This window comes from Vibrio sp. Of14-4, assembly GCF_022347625.1.
GTDB classification, from domain to species: Bacteria; Pseudomonadota; Gammaproteobacteria; order Enterobacterales; family Vibrionaceae; genus Vibrio; species Vibrio pristinus.
On record NZ_JAKRGI010000014.1, the window covers coordinates 16,568 to 31,910 of the forward strand.

A 15,343-nucleotide genomic window follows, 5' to 3' on the forward strand; every position below is an offset into this window, starting at 1 on the left:
GCATCCTTTAAAATGGAAAAAACCTTGGAATAAGAGCCAGCACCAGTAACGAATACACCAAAGAGACAGGGAGCCCAACTCTCACGTAATCCGCCAATTTATACTGGCCTAAACTGTATACGAGTAGATTAGTCTGATAACCATAGGGAGAAACAAAGCTTGCACTGGCGCCAAACAACACCGCCATAATAAATGGCATGGGATCGACGCCATAACCTAAAGCCATACTATAGCCCAGTGGAAAGGCAAGTGCCGCCGCCGCATTGTTGGTAACAAGCTCTGTTAATATCAGAGTAAAAATATAGGTGGCAACCAAAGCGCCAAAAGCCCCCCAGCCATTAAATGTTTCAATAAACACATTGCCTAATGAGGCAGAAAGACCAGAAGAGAGCATCAACTGTGCAATGGAAAGGGCCGATCCAACAATAACCACAATATCGATAGGAAACCGTCGTCTAAGCTCTCCTAGCTGAACCACGCCACAAAACAGTGAGGCGAGTAAAAATAAAGACAAGCCTTTAATAAGCGAAAGTTCACCAAGCAAAGCAGCCACAATGACACTAATAAACCCTATCAAGACTATGCGAGACTTCCGACTATCAAGACGAGCGCTAGAGTCGAGAGCGTTAACCAATACAAATTCTTTACTCTGGGTTTGCCTTTCCTGCTCGAACCGTTTACCCGGCACAAGAACTAGGGTGTCACCCGCATTAAGCTCGATATTACCCAGGCCACCACGAAGCCGTTCGTGACCGCGTCGAATCGCCACCACAACCGCGTCAAATCGCTCTCTAAACTCACTTGATTTCAATGTTTTGCTGCATAAGCTGGCCGAAGAGCTGACCACCACTTCTACTAAGCTTTGACCATTTAGATGGTGCTGACCAAACAATCTTAACCCTTGGATCTCCTGTAAGGTGGTAACACTTTCAATATCACCACAAAACAATAACCTGTCGTTTGCCTGCAACACAAAGTCCGGCTCAACAGATGGCATAACTTCACCATCTCTTATCACTTCTGCGAGAAACAATTTACGCAAATCACGCAGCTTGTTATCGCTAATACTATTCCCCACCAAATGCGAATTAGGCTCGACAATTGCCTCAAGAAAATAAGGTAACTCTTCTTCTTGCTGCTGGTCATTGGATGGCAAAAAATAGCTAAGTGGGATCAGAATCAAAAGCCCTGCAACCAATACCACCAGCCCAATGGCGGTCGGGGTGAAAAAGCCAAGGCTAGGAAGTCCTGCATCTTCAACAAAACTGTTAATAATAAGATTGGTTGAGGTACCGATCAAAGTCAGTGTACCACCAAGAATCGCTGCATAAGATAAAGGGATCAGCAACTTGGAAGGCGCATGGGTTTGGTTACGTTTTATCGCGCCAATTAAGGCCACTACCACAGCGGTATTATTGGTAAAGGAAGAGAGTAACGCGGTTGACAGTCCTAACTTGGCAATCACGGTCGCCAATCTCCCAGAGGACAAAGAGCGACTAACCCAACTCACCAAACGCGTCTTTTCCAATGCACTTGATGCAAGTATCAGTAAAACTAAGGTCAGCAAAGAAGAGTTAGTAAAATTTGTTGCGACATCACCTAGCTCTATCCTGCCAGCGAGAAAGGCGACAAATGCTGCCCCAGCAAAAATAAAACTTGGCTTAACGCGTGTGGCAATAAGGCTAATAACAATACCTAATAATACCGCTAGCACAAATCCTTGTTGCCACATCGTGCACACCCTCAATTAGTTATATTTTGGCGTCCCACTCGGGAAAATGTTTGAGGATCAGGGCTTTCAGCTCATTTTCAAATGCCCCCATTCGCTCGCTTGGTGACGGTGTCCGCTCACTTAGTGCTTGACGAACTAGTCCAGCCCCCACAGTCACGTTAGTTAGGCGATCGATAATGATAAAACCGCCGCTATCTTGAACCTGGTCATAACTGTCGAGGGCTATAGATTCATTCAAGGTCCAGTCACAAAGACCAATACCGTTTAAGGGCAGCTCCTTAGCATCATGCGTGGATAAATTGTTAATGTCGTATTGATGCTGAATAGATATCACACGCCCTATGGTCTTCTTGCCAGCGATTTTGATGTCATACTCTCGTCCAGCGACCAAAGGCTGCTCAGTCATCCACACAACATCCGCTGATAAATGCGAGCTAAGGGCAACATCATCTCCCTCATGGACAATCAAATCACCACGACTAATGTCTATCTCATCTTCCAATGTCAGGGTTACGGCTAATCCAGCCTGAGCCTGTGGCAAGTTTCCATCGAAAGTAACAATACTGGCTACGCGAGATGTTTTTCCTGATGGTAACGCCTTGATGACATCACCAACTTTAATCGAGCCAGAGGCGATGGTGCCAGAGAAGCCTCGAAAATCGAGATTAGGCCGATTCACATATTGAACCGGGAAACGAAACTCACCGTTTTCTTTGGCTTTAGTGACATCAACGCTCTGTAAAAGGTCTAATAAAGCTGGGCCATCAAACCATTTAAGGTTATCACTGGCCTCAACCACATTGTCTCCTTCAAGCGCCGAAAGTGGAACGATATGGATATCGGTTTGACCTTGCAGCTTATTAGCAAAAGCTAAGTAATCGTCACGGATTTCTTCAAAGCGCTGCTGTGAGTAATCAACCAAGTCCATTTTATTGACTGCGACAATAAAGTGTTTCAAGCCAAGTAGATTCACGATAAAGGAGTGACGACGAGTTTGATCTAATACACCTTTGCGCGCATCAATCAATATCACCGCCAGATCGCAAGTAGAGGCGCCGGTGGCCATATTTCGCGTGTACTGCTCGTGTCCAGGTGTATCGGCGATGATAAATTTACGCTTTTGAGTAGAGAAATAGCGATAAGCAACATCAATGGTAATACCTTGCTCTCGTTCAGCTTGCAATCCATCAACCAACAAAGCTAAGTCAGGACGCTCACCCGTAGTACCGACCCTTTGGCTATCGGCATGAACAGCAGCTAACTGATCTTCATAGATTTGCTTTGAATCATGAAGCAATCGTCCAATCAGAGTACTTTTACCATCATCGACCGAGCCACAAGTTAGAAATCGAAGTAATGATTTGTGTTGATGCTGAGTTAGGTAACCTTCTATGCCCAGCTCCGCTAATTGAATTTCCACTGCCGTGTTCATAATGCTTCCTCGATCCTGTTAGAAATAGCCTTGGCGCTTTTTAAGTTCCATCGATCCTGATTGATCGTGGTCGATCGCACGACCTTGCCTCTCACTAGAGGTGGTAACTAACATCTCTTCTATGATGCCAGTCAAGGTGTTTGCTTGAGATTCAATCGCCCCTGTAAGCGGATAGCAGCCTAGGGTGCGAAAGCGAACCTTTTTCTCTTCAACAACTTCACCAGAGCCAAGCTTCATTCGTTCATCATCAACCATGATCAACATGCCATCACGCTCAACAACAGGCCGTTTTTCCGCAAAGTACAAAGGGACAATGTCTATGTTTTCTAAATAGATGTATTGCCAGATATCTAATTCAGTCCAATTGGAAAGTGGAAAAACGCGTATACTTTCCCCTTTATTTATTTGGCCGTTATAGGTATGCCACAGCTCTGGGCGCTGATTTTTAGGGTCCCAAGTATGGTTCTTATCACGGAAGGAATAGACTCGTTCTTTTGCTCGTGACTTCTCCTCATCCCGCCTTGCCCCACCAAAGGCTGCATCAAAGCCATATTGATTTAGTGCCTGCTTGAGACCTTGAGTTTTCATAATATCTGTGTGCTTAGAGGAGCCATGCTCAAAAGGGTTGATCCCCATAGCCAGACCTTCTGGATTCTTATGAACCAAAAGCTCAAAGCCATATTTCTCTGCTGTTTTATCCCGAAATTCAATCATTTCCTTAAACTTCCAGTCAGTGTCGACATGTAGCAGTGGAAAAGGAATTTTGCCCGGATAAAACGCCTTGCGAGCAAGATGTAGCATCACGGATGAGTCTTTGCCAATCGAGTACATCATCACCGGGTTATCAAACTCAGCCGCCACTTCTCTTATGATGTGGATACTCTCGGCTTCGAGCTGCTGTAGATGGGTTAAACCTTGTTGATCCATGTTAGTGCTTCCTATGCGCTCGCAATGAGCAGCTTATTGAGGTTAAAAGACGTTAGGCGAATTGCTGCTGGGGTAAGGTACTCTGTGGATCTCCAAACCAAGCGAGTTTGCTTGATAACGCAACCACTTCTCCAACCACGATCAAAGACGGTGACTTGGCATCCTGAGCCAGTGCCGCTAACTCGGACAATTGACCAGTGAATACTTTCTGGCAAGCTTGGGTACCACGTTCAATAATGGCTATCGGTGTGTCAGATGCGCGTCCATGTTGTATCAGCTGTTCTTGGATATAATCTGACTTGAGCAACCCCATATAGATGACCAAGGTTTGATTGCCTCGTGCCAAAGTAGACCAATCCATACCATCCCTATCTGCTTTAAGATGACCGGTAATAAACATCGCGCTTTGTGCATAATCACGATGGGTAAGCGGAATTCCCGCATACGCTGTGGCGCCAGAGGCGGCGGTAATTCCGGGCACGACTTGAAACTGAATCCCCGCGTCAGCCAATACTTCTAACTCTTCCCCTCCACGACCAAAAACAAAAGGATCGCCCCCTTTTATGCGCGCAACGCGATGGCCTTGTAGAGCAAAATCGACCAATAACTGATTAGTTTTTTCCTGAGGAACACTGTGATGACCTGCGCGCTTTCCAACACACACCAAGATGGTATCGCTTGGGATCAAAGCAAGAATGTCATCGGAAACTAAATAGTCATACAGAACCACATCAGCCTGTTGGATAAAACGTAGCGCTTTAAGTGTCAGAAGTTCAGAGTCTCCGGGGCCTGCACCAATCAGTGCAACTTCTCCAGCATGCAAAATACTTTGCCCAGCACTGTTTAGAGCCGAAACGGATGGATTCAACTTTCTTATGTTGTTTTTGGGAAATTGAGAAATCGTATCCTTGTTCGTCATCATGCTGTTCCTTGCCTGTCTTTGAACGCATTATGGCGCCACATACATATTACTTGAAATTCTAAAATTTTATTTTTTATACCTTTTAGTGATATACAATGACTGGCTTTATCCTAGCCATAGAATCCAGATGCGATCTCGCAGACAGAACCGAGTAAAAACCCTGACTCCAAATCACATTTCGTTAGTGAGTGAAATATTCATTGCACAAGCTTTTGCTAAATTATGCTTGGTTTAAAAACAACGCTACTGGAGCTAATACCATGAAAGTCGCAGTCACCCCCCTTGCGGTAGCCGTCTTGAGCGGCATGCTGACGATTGCAGGACCGGCTATGGCCGAAACTATCAAGTTACGTATTGTCGAGACCACCGACATTCACACCAACTTGATGGACTACGATTACTACAAAGACAAACCGAGCCAAAAAATTGGTCTGACTCGCGCTGCGACTATAGTGAAACAAGCTCAGGCTGAAGTTGAAAACAGTGTTCTGGTTGATAATGGCGACTTAATTCAAGGCAGTCCTATGGGTGACTATATGGCTGCGAAAGGAATAAAACCGGGTGAAGTTCACCCTGTTTATAAAGCAATGAACCTGCTTAGCTATGATGTGGGTAATATAGGTAACCATGAGTTTAACTATGGCCTAGCGTTTCTAAAAGAAACCATCAATGACGCCAACTTTCCCTATATCAATGCCAACGTATTCGATAAAGAAACAGGCCAACATTACTTCAAGCCCTACATCATAAAGCCACACACATTTAAAGACGTGAATGGTAAAGAACATCAAATCAAGGTTGGTTATATTGGCTTTGTTCCCCCACAAATCATGGTTTGGGATAAAAAAAATTTAGAAGGGAAAGTGTTTGCTAAAGACATTAAACAAACAGCCCAAGCTCTCATTCCAGAAATGAAGAAACAAGGTGCGGATGTCATTGTCGCTATCCCCCACTCTGGTGTTTCCTCAGATCCATACAAACTTGGCTCAGAGAACTCAACCTACTATCTAGCAGAAGTCGAAGGGATTGATGCTATCGCTTTTGGACATTCTCACGCAGTATTCCCGGGTAAAGGCTTTGATAATATTCCTGGTGTGGACAACATAAAAGGCACAATTAATGGTGTGGCCTCTGTGATGCCTGGCCGTTGGGGCAGCCATGTAGGAGTCATCGACCTTGAGCTCAAACAAGATAAAGGCGAGTGGAAAGTTGTCAAAGGAGAAACGCAAGCTCGACCAATTTTCGACCAGAACAATAACAAGTCACTTGCGCAAGCAGACCCAGATATGGTCAAAGCACTGACATTCGATCACAAAGGCACGCGCGACTTTGTTAATCAGCCAATTGGTAAAGCCAGTGGTGTGATGTACAGCTATTTGGCCTTAGTCCAAGATGATCCAACCATACAAATTGTCAACTTAGCTCAACAGGATTATGTCGAGCGTTTTATTCAAGGAGACCCTGACTTAGCTGATATTCCGGTTCTTTCTGCCGCAGCTCCATTTAAAGTCGGTGGCCGTAAAAATGATCCGGCTAACTTCACCGAGGTTGAATCTGGACAACTGACTTTCCGTAATGCTGCCGACCTTTACCTCTATCCAAACACCTTGGTGGCAATGAAAGTTAAGGGCCAGCAAGTAAAAGACTGGCTTGAATGTAGTGCGGGTCAATTTAATCAAATTGATCCAAGCAGTACCCAGCCTCAGCAGCTGATTGACTGGGATGAGTTCCGTACCTATAACTTTGATGTGATTGATGGTGTCGAGTATCAAATTGACGTGACTCAACCTGCTAAATACGACGGAGAGTGTAAACTCATCAACCCTGATGCGCAGCGTATTACAAGTCTTACCTTCCAAGGTAAACCTCTGGACATGAAGCAAGACTTCCTAATCGCAACCAATAACTACCGCGCATACAGCAATAAATTTCCGGGTACAGGCAGCGAGTTTATCGCCTTTGACTCGCCGGATGAAAACCGTTCCATTATTGCCAACTACATTACTCGCGTGAGCAAAGAGCAAGGTGAATTTAAACCAAATGCGGACAATAACTGGCGATTTGCGCCGATTAACTCCGATAAAGCGCTCGATATCCGCTTTGAAACTTCACCAAGTGACAAAGCGGCGGACTTTATCAAAAGTAATGGACAATATCCGATGAAAAAAGTGGCCACCGACGATGTTGGTTTTGCTGTTTACCAAATAGAGATGCCAAACTAAATGCCACCTTTCCAACGCCGCGGCTTTAATCGCGGCGTTTTTAATTCCCAAGATCCACAATAAATCTATCTTATTGGGGTAAAATTCTAGAAAACACATCTAGTCAGTCAGCGATATGGATCCAATCACACATTTTAAACAACAACTTGCAAATGCGGGGTTCAACCAGCAAAACATAAACCAGCTCGTCGACTGCGCTCGGCTGGTAGAGCTACCCACACGACATATATTACTCAATCAAGGCCAAGTCGCTGAAGAGATTTTTTTCCTGATTGAAGGCGTTTGCCACTCCGCATACTTAACAGATAAAGGAAAAGAGTTCAGCAAAGAGTTTTACTGGGAAGACGATTGGATCATTGGCTTTGAAAGCTTAGTCAAGCAACAAGCCTCACCTTACCTACTTGAGTCCCTGACCGCCTGCGTTCTATTTTCTCTACCTATCACCACCCTTCGCAACTGGCGGGATAAGAAACATCCGATTTATATAAAGCTGTTGGAAACTCAGCTTATGTACAAGGAGAGCAAAGAACGCTTTATGTTGCTCTATACACCTGAAGAACGCTATGAGTTGTTTTGCCAACATTATCCTCATCTATGCCAAAGGCTGACTGACTACCATATTGCAGCGTATCTGGGGATTACCCCAATTAGCTTAAGTCGTATCAAGAAACGTCAGAAAATTAACAATGGTTAATGCGGTAGGTAATCGATTCCTTTAAGCTCCGTATCTAAACACTTATTCAATAAGGCAGATTATGATCACATGGCAGCTCCTCACTTTCGAACAATTAACCACTCACCAGTTGTATCAAGTGCTGAAATTAAGAGTAGATGTGTTCATTGTTGAGCAGGCTTGCCCTTATCCTGAACTAGATGGAAAAGACTGCATTTACGGTGTTCATCATCTACTGGGTTATAAAAATGATGAGCTGATTGCCTATTCACGATTACTGCCTAAGAATATTAGCTATCCTAATGTGAGCATTGGCAGAGTAGCGACTGCAAACTCTCATCGAGGTAATGGACTGGGTCATAAACTAGTAGAGCAAGCACTGATAGAATGTAAAAAACTTTGGCCGACAGAGGATATTGAAATAGGCGCTCAGGCACATTTAGAAAGCTTTTACCGCCGCCACGGGTTTTTACCTACCTCATCACCATACCTTGAGGATGATATTGCTCATATTGACATGAAATTCAGCCGTTAACCGTGAGCAAACTTTCTTTACACACTCTAGCTTTATGGCTGTTAATCGCAGGTAACCTAAGTGCATCGCTGTCAGATGTAATGGTGAAATTACTTGATGGCAGTATCCATCCAAACCAATATATTTTTATCCGGCAGCTACTATCTGTGATTGTAATATATCCATTTTGGAGAAAGGAGTGTGTGGAATCCCGACAACTTCACGCGCCATGGTTAAACTTATTTCGTGCCCATTTAGTCATTATTGGCAGTGGCTGTATGGTGGTTGCTATCACACATCTGACATTAGCCAGTGCTAATGCAGTATTTTACGCCGCCCCATTGCTTATGTTGCCAATATCGGTCTTGATGTTGAAAGAAACGCCGCCTAGAAGCAAAATATTAGCAACGATACTCGGCTTTATCGGGGTTCTGATCGTCCTCAGACCTTCTCAGTTTCACTGGGCAGCTATCTTTGCCCTTTCCACGGCAACAACACTGGCGTTATTTAATGTTTCAGCCCGTAAACTACCACAGAAACAGACCATGATAAGCACGCTATTCTGGACCTCGGTACTCTCAGTGCCTTTATCCGCTGTGCTAGCCTTGGCCTATTGGCAGCCAATCAGCTTTGTTCAGCTCAGCCTTATTGCGGCTAGTGCTGTTTTTATATTGCTATACAACGGCCTCGCGGTTTTAGCCTACCGAAAAGCGCCTGCGGGCGAGATTGGCGTCGCAGAATATTCTGGTTTAGTGTTTGTCACTTTATTCGGAGTATGGTGGTTTAACGAAATCCCTGATTGGCTGACTGCGATAGGGATCCTCTGTATCATAGTCCCTTTACTGCCAATAAAGCGTAGCTTCCGGCTTAGCTCAAGGCAGCAATGATCGACACACAAGCAAAACTATCTTACTTGCTGCGACCAAAGGCACCATCCGATAAGCGAAAGAACATGACAGATTTTGAGCTTTTTTCCAGTTGAAGAATATCGAGTTTACCATCTTCAGCGAGCTTAAAGCGCACTAACTGCCCTGCCTTTATCCGGCTTAGAGGTCTATCACTGCCTTCAACTCTAACGAGAGCATTAAGATCAGACATGGCCAAATCATTATTGCGAAACACTTGAGCAAGAGTGTCGCCCTTTTCTACGGTATATTCTTGCCATACCTCAGACTTTAAGCTTTGCTGTTCGTCAGAACGCTGCTGGCTCAACCCTGTAGTATTAATGTTAACCGAAACACGCTGCTTTGACTCAGAGGGAGCACTATTTTGCTCTGAATCTGGGATAGCTTGTGGCGCTGGGAGCAAAAGTAATAGAAGAAAAAGTGGTACGAGTATAATTAATACTTGTCGATGAAGTTTTGGCAGTACCCACCACAGATCTTTGATATAGCGAACCATAGCTTTCCAATCAATTTTCGCGATCTTTTGTTGAGTTAGCTCTATATAATCGACCTGTTTAGGCTTTTTTTTTCTACGGTTCATTAAGCGGGTTCTCCCTAAGGTCCACGTCTATAAGTATAAAAACGAAGCGCACTCTAGTATAGGGATTTTGAATCTGTTAGGTAATGTAGAGGTCAAAATTGCTATTTGAGGCAAAAAAATCAGACTTAACTCCCACATTAAGTGCATTATTGTCCTCAAACTCTAGCACCATTTCATCCAGCTCTCATTACTGGTATCCTGTGCGCCTTAAATACACTAAACATAGAGAGACATCATGTCTGAAGTTAAATTTGAAACAGTAGAGCAAAAAGCCAGTTACGGTATTGGTCTGCAAATGGGCCAGCAACTCGCAGGCTCTGGTCTGGAAGGTCTTAGCGTTGACGCTATCGCAGCAGGTATCGCTACTGCACTGGTTGGTGATATGCCAGCAATTGAAATTGACGACATTAACTCTGCACTTCAAGACATGCATCAGCGCGCTGAGTCTGCTCGCCAAGAAGCTGCTAAAGCTGCTGCTGCCGATGGTGAAGCTTTCCTAAAAGACAATGCACTTCGCCCAGAAATCACTGTGCTTGAGTCAGGTCTACAATACGAAATCCTAACTGAAGGTACTGGTGAAATCCCTACTTCAGACAAGCAAGTTCGTGTTCACTATCATGGTGAATTGACTGACGGTACTGTATTTGACAGCTCTGTTTCTCGCGGTCAACCAGCTGAGTTCCCAGTAACTGGCGTAATCAAAGGCTGGGTTGAAGCTCTTCAACTAATGCCGGTTGGCTCAAAGTGGAAACTCTACATCCCTCAAGATCTTGCTTATGGTGAGCGTGGTGCTGGTGCATCTATCCCTCCATTTGCAGCACTAGTATTTGAAGTTGAGCTACTGGATATTCTGTAATAGCCATATGACTCAATAAAGAAGGCGGCTATACAGCCGCCTTCTTTATACTTAAATTATTCCAGATACAAAAAAACCGAGCATTTGCTCGGCTTTTTCGTTACTACGAACTGATTACTCAGCAGCTTCTTCAGCAGCTGGGCGATCTACAAGCTCAATGTAAGCCATTGGAGCTTTGTCACCAGCACGGAAACCAGCTTTTAGGATACGAGTGTAACCGCCCTGACGAGCAGCAAAACGTGGACCTAGTTCGTTAAATAGTTTTGCAACTACTTCGTTGTCACGAGTACGTGCAAATGCTAGACGACGGTTAGCAACGCTGTCAGTCTTAGCTAGTGTAATCAAAGGCTCAACGACGCGACGTAGCTCTTTTGCTTTTGGCAAAGTAGTCTTGATAACTTCATGACGTACTAGAGAGCTAGCCATGTTGCTGAACATCGCTTTGCGATGTGAGCTGTTGCGGTTGAGTTGACGACCACTCTTACGATGGCGCATGACCTAATCCTTCTAACTAGTATCGATTAATCTTCAGCGATAGACGCTGGTGGCCAGTTTTCTAGGCGCATACCTAGAGACAGACCACGTGATGCAAGTACGTCTTTGATCTCTGTAAGAGATTTTTTACCAAGGTTAGGCGTTTTAAGTAGCTCAACCTCAGTGCGCTGTACAAGATCACCGATGTAGTGAATCGCTTCTGCTTTCAGACAGTTAGCAGAGCGAACTGTTAGTTCAAGATCGTCTACAGGACGCAGTAGGATCGGATCGAATTCTGGCTTCTCTTCTTTCTCCTCAGGAACTCGTACATCGCGTAGATCTACGAAGGCATCCAATTGCTCAGCTAGAATAGTAGCTGCACGACGGATTGCTTCCTCTGGGTCTAGAGTACCGTTCGTTTCCATATCGATGACAAGCTTGTCTAAGTCTGTACGCTGCTCTACACGAGCTGCTTCTACAGAATAAGCAATTTTGTCTACTGGGCTGTACGTAGCGTCAACCAGTAGGCGACCAATTGGACGCTCATCTTCTTCAGTATGGATACGAGCTGAAGCTGGAACGTAACCACGACCACGTTCTACCTTGATACGCATTGCGATCTCAGCATTAGCATCTGTCAAATGACAGATAACGTGTTCTGGGTTAGTGATCTCTACATCACCATCATGGGTGATGTCACCTGCAACCACAGGGCCCGAGCCTGATTTGTTCAGCGTAATAAACACTTCATCTTTGCCTTCGGCAACGCGCACAGCCAAACCTTTTAGGTTTAGAAGAATTTCAAGAATATCTTCCTGAACACCTTCTTTAGTGCTGTATTCGTGTAGAACGCCTTCAATCTCTACTTCTGTCACAGCACAACCTGGCATAGAAGATAGAAGAATACGGCGAAGTGCATTACCTAGAGTGTGACCAAAGCCACGCTCCAATGGCTCAAGAGTTACTTTTGCGTGTGTCGTGCTAACTTGTTCGATGTCAACAAGACGTGGCTTAAGAAATTCTGTTACAGAACCCTGCATTGTGTCCTCTCTTTAGTTTAAACCTTACTTAGAGTAAAGCTCGACGATCAGTTGTTCGTTGATGTCAGCAGATAGATCTGAACGTTCAGGCAGACGCTTAAACGTACCTTCCATCTTACCACCATCTACTTCAATCCAAGTTGGTTTTTCGCGTTGTTCAGCAACTTCTAGAGCTGCTTTGATGCGAGACTGCTGTTTTGCTTTCTCACGGATAGTAACAACGTCATTAGCCGCAACTTTGAAAGAAGGAACGTTTACAACTTTACCGTTAACTAGGATAGCTTTGTGGCTAACTAGCTGACGTGCTTCTGCGCGAGTTGCGCCAAAGCCCATGCGGTAAACTACGTTATCAAGACGACCTTCAAGAAGCTGAAGTAGGTTTTCACCAGTGTTGCCTTTAAGGCGCGCTGCTTCTTTGTAGTAGTTACGGAATTGTTTTTCTAGAACGCCGTACATACGACGTACTTTTTGCTTCTCACGAAGCTGAACGCCATACTCAGATAGACGACCGCGACGAGCGCCGTGTACACCTGGTGCGTTATCAATTTTACACTTGGTATCGATCGCGCGAACACCAGACTTAAGGAATAAGTCAGTGCCTTCACGACGGCTAAGCTTCAGCTTAGGACCCAAATATCTTGCCATGATCTTTCTCCAGTAATCTAAAAAACGTTATACACGACGTTTCTTAGGTGGACGACAACCGTTATGAGGGATTGGTGTAGCATCAACGATATTTGTGATGCGGAAACCAGCAGCGTTCAGTGCGCGAACAGTAGATTCACGACCTGGACCTGGACCCTTAACCATAACTTCCAAGTTCTTTAGTCCGTATTCTTTCGCCATTTCAGCACAACGCTCAGCAGCTACCTGTGCCGCGAACGGAGTAGATTTACGAGAACCACGGAAACCTGAACCACCTGCAGTAGCCCATGCTAGAGCATTACCTTGACGGTCAGTAATAGTTACGATTGTGTTGTTGAAAGACGCATGGATGTGCGCAACGCCATCTGCAACTTGCTTGCGTACGCGCTTACGAGCGCGAGTTGGTTGTTTAGCCATTGTACTCTACCTTCCCGATTATTTCTTGATCGGCTTACGCGGACCCTTACGGGTGCGAGCGTTGGTTTTAGTACGCTGTCCACGTAGTGGTAGACTGCGACGATGACGAAGACCACGGTAACAGCCAAGGTCCATTAGACGCTTGATGTTCATGGATACTTCACGACGTAGATCACCTTCTACAGTGTACTTAGCTACACCATCACGCAGTTGATCGATCTGCTCTTCAGTTAGTTCACTGATCTTAACATGCTCAGCAATACCCACCTCAGCTAGAATAGCTTGAGAACGAGTCTTACCGATGCCGTAGATCGCTGTTAGTGCGATTACAGCATGCTTTTGATCAGGAATGTTAATGCCTGCTATACGGGCCATTATTCACTCCTAAGTGTTTCTATAAAAGAATTAGCCGCAGCAAAGCCCGTTATGGATACGCTGCGGGGTACTACTTCTTTTGCACGCAAAAGGTAGGCCGAGCAATATACTCAACGCTACCTTATATTTCAAGTAAAAATTTCTGCTTATTAGCCTTGGCGCTGTTTGTGCTTTGGCTCACTGCAAATCACGCGAACGACACCGTTACGCTTGATAACTTTACAGTTACGGCAGATTTTTTTAACGGAAGCACGAACTTTCATTGCTAAACTCCGCAATTAAAACCCGATTTATCGGCCGTAGCCTTTCAGGTTTGCCTTTTTCAACACAGAATCATACTGTTGAGACATCAGATGAGTCTGTACCTGTGCCATAAAGTCCATAATAACCACTACTACAATCAGTAGTGATGTTCCGCCGAAGTAGAAACGTACGTTCCACGCGACCATCATGAACTCTGGAATCAGACAGATAAAGGTAATGTATAACGCACCCGCTAGGGTTAAACGCGTCATCACTTTATCTATATATTTAGCTGTCTGCTCACCTGGGCGGATGCCGGGTACGAATGCACCAGACTTCTTCAGGTTATCTGCTGTTTCTCTAGGGTTGAATACCAACGCCGTATAGAAGAAACAGAAGAAAATAATCGCTGCTGCATATAGCATTACGTATAAAGGCTGACCTGGGCTAAGAGCCAAAGACACGTCAGTTAACCAACCAAGCGTGCTGCTCTCACCATTTTGACCAAACCACTGCGCCAGTGTTCCTGGAAACAGTATAATACTAGATGCAAAGATTGCTGGAATAACACCTGCCATATTAATTTTAAGTGGCAAGTGTGTGCTTTGTGCAGCAAAGACCTTACGACCTTGTTGACGTTTCGCATAGTTAACGACGATTCGACGTTGACCACGCTCCATGAAAACAACGAAGTAGATCACTGCAAAAGCAAGTACAACAATCAACAGCAGAAGAAGTACATGCAATTCACCTTGACGCGCTTGCTCGATTGTTTGACCGATTGCAGAAGGCAATCCAGCAACAATACCTGCAAAAATAAGTAACGATATACCGTTACCAATTCCACGCTCTGTAATTTGTTCACCTAACCACATCAGGAACATGGTACCAGTTACTAAACTTACGGTAGCAATTAGCGTAAACATGGTTTGGTTGATAACAACCAGATTATCGACCATGTTTGGTAAGCCTGTTGCAATACCAATAGCTTGGAATGTTGCAAGTACAAGCGTGCCGTAGCGCGTATATTGGCTTATCTTACGACGGCCTGCTTCACCCTCTTTCTTGAGTTCAGCTAACGCAGGGTGAACTACGGTTAGCAGTTGGACAACAATCGATGCCGAAATATACGGCATGATGCCCAACGCTAATATAGATGCACGCTCAAGAGCACCACCGGAGAACATGTTAAACATTTCAACGATGGTACCTTTTTGCTGTTCGAACAAATCGGCAAGTACAGCAGCGTCAATACCAGGAATCGGCACAAAAGAGCCGGCTCGGAATACTAAAAGTGCACCAATTACGAATAACAAGCGCGACTTTAGTTCACTTAAGCCGCTCTGAGCACTACGAAAATCTTGTCCTGGTTTCTTAGCCATCTGT

17 protein-coding genes are annotated in these 15,343 nt (G+C 44.8%); 5 read left to right on the top strand and 12 right to left on the bottom strand.

Features of this window, described 5'->3' with window-relative positions; genetic code table 11:
- Positions 1-7: 7 nt before the first annotated feature.
- The 4 genes from MHN79_RS14070 to cobA are packed head-to-tail and all read right to left on the bottom strand — an operon-like array spanning position 8 to position 5,010.
- Positions 8-1,732 carry an SLC13 family permease gene (locus MHN79_RS14070; RefSeq protein ID WP_160932183.1) on the bottom strand — a complete coding sequence of 575 codons (1,725 nt, stop codon included), beginning with the start codon at positions 1,730-1,732 and terminating at the stop codon, positions 8-10.
- Positions 1,733-1,751: 19 nt separating this feature from the next.
- Positions 1,752-3,164, bottom strand: coding sequence for a sulfate adenylyltransferase subunit CysN (cysN, locus tag MHN79_RS14075; RefSeq protein ID WP_239173412.1), 1,413 nt, complete (start codon positions 3,162-3,164; stop codon positions 1,752-1,754).
- Between the two features lie 18 nt (positions 3,165-3,182).
- Entirely contained in the window at positions 3,183-4,091 is a 909-nt protein-coding gene (gene cysD / locus MHN79_RS14080) for a sulfate adenylyltransferase subunit CysD (RefSeq protein WP_239173413.1), read from the bottom strand.
- A gap of 52 nt (positions 4,092-4,143) precedes the next feature.
- Entirely contained in the window at positions 4,144-5,010 is an 867-nt protein-coding gene (cobA, locus tag MHN79_RS14085; protein WP_239173474.1) for a uroporphyrinogen-III C-methyltransferase, read from the bottom strand.
- A gap of 263 nt (positions 5,011-5,273) precedes the next feature.
- Between cobA and cpdB the strand changes: the two genes are divergently transcribed.
- The 4 genes from cpdB (at position 5,274) to MHN79_RS14105 (ending at position 9,309) form a co-directional block, all read left to right on the top strand.
- Entirely contained in the window at positions 5,274-7,235 is a 1,962-nt protein-coding gene (gene cpdB / locus MHN79_RS14090) for a 2',3'-cyclic-nucleotide 2'-phosphodiesterase (protein ID WP_239173414.1), read from the top strand.
- A gap of 115 nt (positions 7,236-7,350) precedes the next feature.
- Entirely contained in the window at positions 7,351-7,929 is a 579-nt protein-coding gene (locus MHN79_RS14095; protein WP_239173415.1) for a Crp/Fnr family transcriptional regulator, read from the top strand.
- Positions 7,930-7,990: 61 nt separating this feature from the next.
- Entirely contained in the window at positions 7,991-8,443 is a 453-nt protein-coding gene (locus MHN79_RS14100) for a GNAT family N-acetyltransferase (protein WP_239173416.1), read from the top strand.
- A gap of 2 nt (positions 8,444-8,445) precedes the next feature.
- Positions 8,446-9,309, top strand: a complete 864-nt coding sequence (locus MHN79_RS14105; protein WP_239173417.1) for a DMT family transporter — start codon at positions 8,446-8,448, stop codon at positions 9,307-9,309.
- 22 nt (positions 9,310-9,331) lie between these two features.
- Here MHN79_RS14105 and MHN79_RS14110 read toward each other — a convergent pair whose 3' ends face one another.
- The gene (locus MHN79_RS14110) at positions 9,332-9,907 is read right to left on the bottom strand and encodes a LysM-like peptidoglycan-binding domain-containing protein (RefSeq protein WP_239173418.1); all 576 of its coding nucleotides are present in this window, start codon (positions 9,905-9,907) and stop codon (positions 9,332-9,334) included.
- Between the two features lie 235 nt (positions 9,908-10,142).
- Between MHN79_RS14110 and MHN79_RS14115 the strand changes: the two genes are divergently transcribed.
- The gene (locus tag MHN79_RS14115) at positions 10,143-10,763 is read left to right on the top strand and encodes an FKBP-type peptidyl-prolyl cis-trans isomerase (protein ID WP_114787346.1); all 621 of its coding nucleotides are present in this window, start codon (positions 10,143-10,145) and stop codon (positions 10,761-10,763) included.
- A gap of 114 nt (positions 10,764-10,877) precedes the next feature.
- On the opposite strand, the gene rplQ is transcribed toward MHN79_RS14115, so the two are convergent.
- The 7 genes from rplQ to secY form a co-directional block, all read right to left on the bottom strand.
- A complete protein-coding gene (gene rplQ / locus MHN79_RS14120; protein WP_005383141.1) occupies positions 10,878-11,258 on the bottom strand; it encodes a 50S ribosomal protein L17 in 381 nt (126 codons plus the stop codon).
- A gap of 26 nt (positions 11,259-11,284) precedes the next feature.
- Positions 11,285-12,277, bottom strand: a complete 993-nt coding sequence (gene rpoA, locus MHN79_RS14125) for a DNA-directed RNA polymerase subunit alpha (protein ID WP_114787347.1) — start codon at positions 12,275-12,277, stop codon at positions 11,285-11,287.
- Between the two features lie 24 nt (positions 12,278-12,301).
- Entirely contained in the window at positions 12,302-12,922 is a 621-nt protein-coding gene (gene rpsD, locus MHN79_RS14130) for a 30S ribosomal protein S4 (protein ID WP_114787348.1), read from the bottom strand.
- Positions 12,923-12,949: 27 nt separating this feature from the next.
- Positions 12,950-13,339, bottom strand: coding sequence for a 30S ribosomal protein S11 (gene rpsK / locus MHN79_RS14135; protein ID WP_001118870.1), 390 nt, complete (start codon positions 13,337-13,339; stop codon positions 12,950-12,952).
- Positions 13,340-13,357: 18 nt separating this feature from the next.
- Positions 13,358-13,714 (bottom strand): 30S ribosomal protein S13, encoded by a 357-nt coding sequence (gene rpsM, locus MHN79_RS14140; RefSeq protein WP_114787349.1) that lies wholly within the window; start codon positions 13,712-13,714, stop codon positions 13,358-13,360.
- A gap of 149 nt (positions 13,715-13,863) precedes the next feature.
- Positions 13,864-13,977, bottom strand: coding sequence for a 50S ribosomal protein L36 (rpmJ, locus tag MHN79_RS14145; RefSeq protein WP_000868186.1), 114 nt, complete (start codon positions 13,975-13,977; stop codon positions 13,864-13,866).
- Between the two features lie 27 nt (positions 13,978-14,004).
- The gene (gene secY / locus MHN79_RS14150) at positions 14,005-15,339 is read right to left on the bottom strand and encodes a preprotein translocase subunit SecY (protein WP_045974705.1); all 1,335 of its coding nucleotides are present in this window, start codon (positions 15,337-15,339) and stop codon (positions 14,005-14,007) included.
- Positions 15,340-15,343 lie beyond the last annotated feature (4 nt).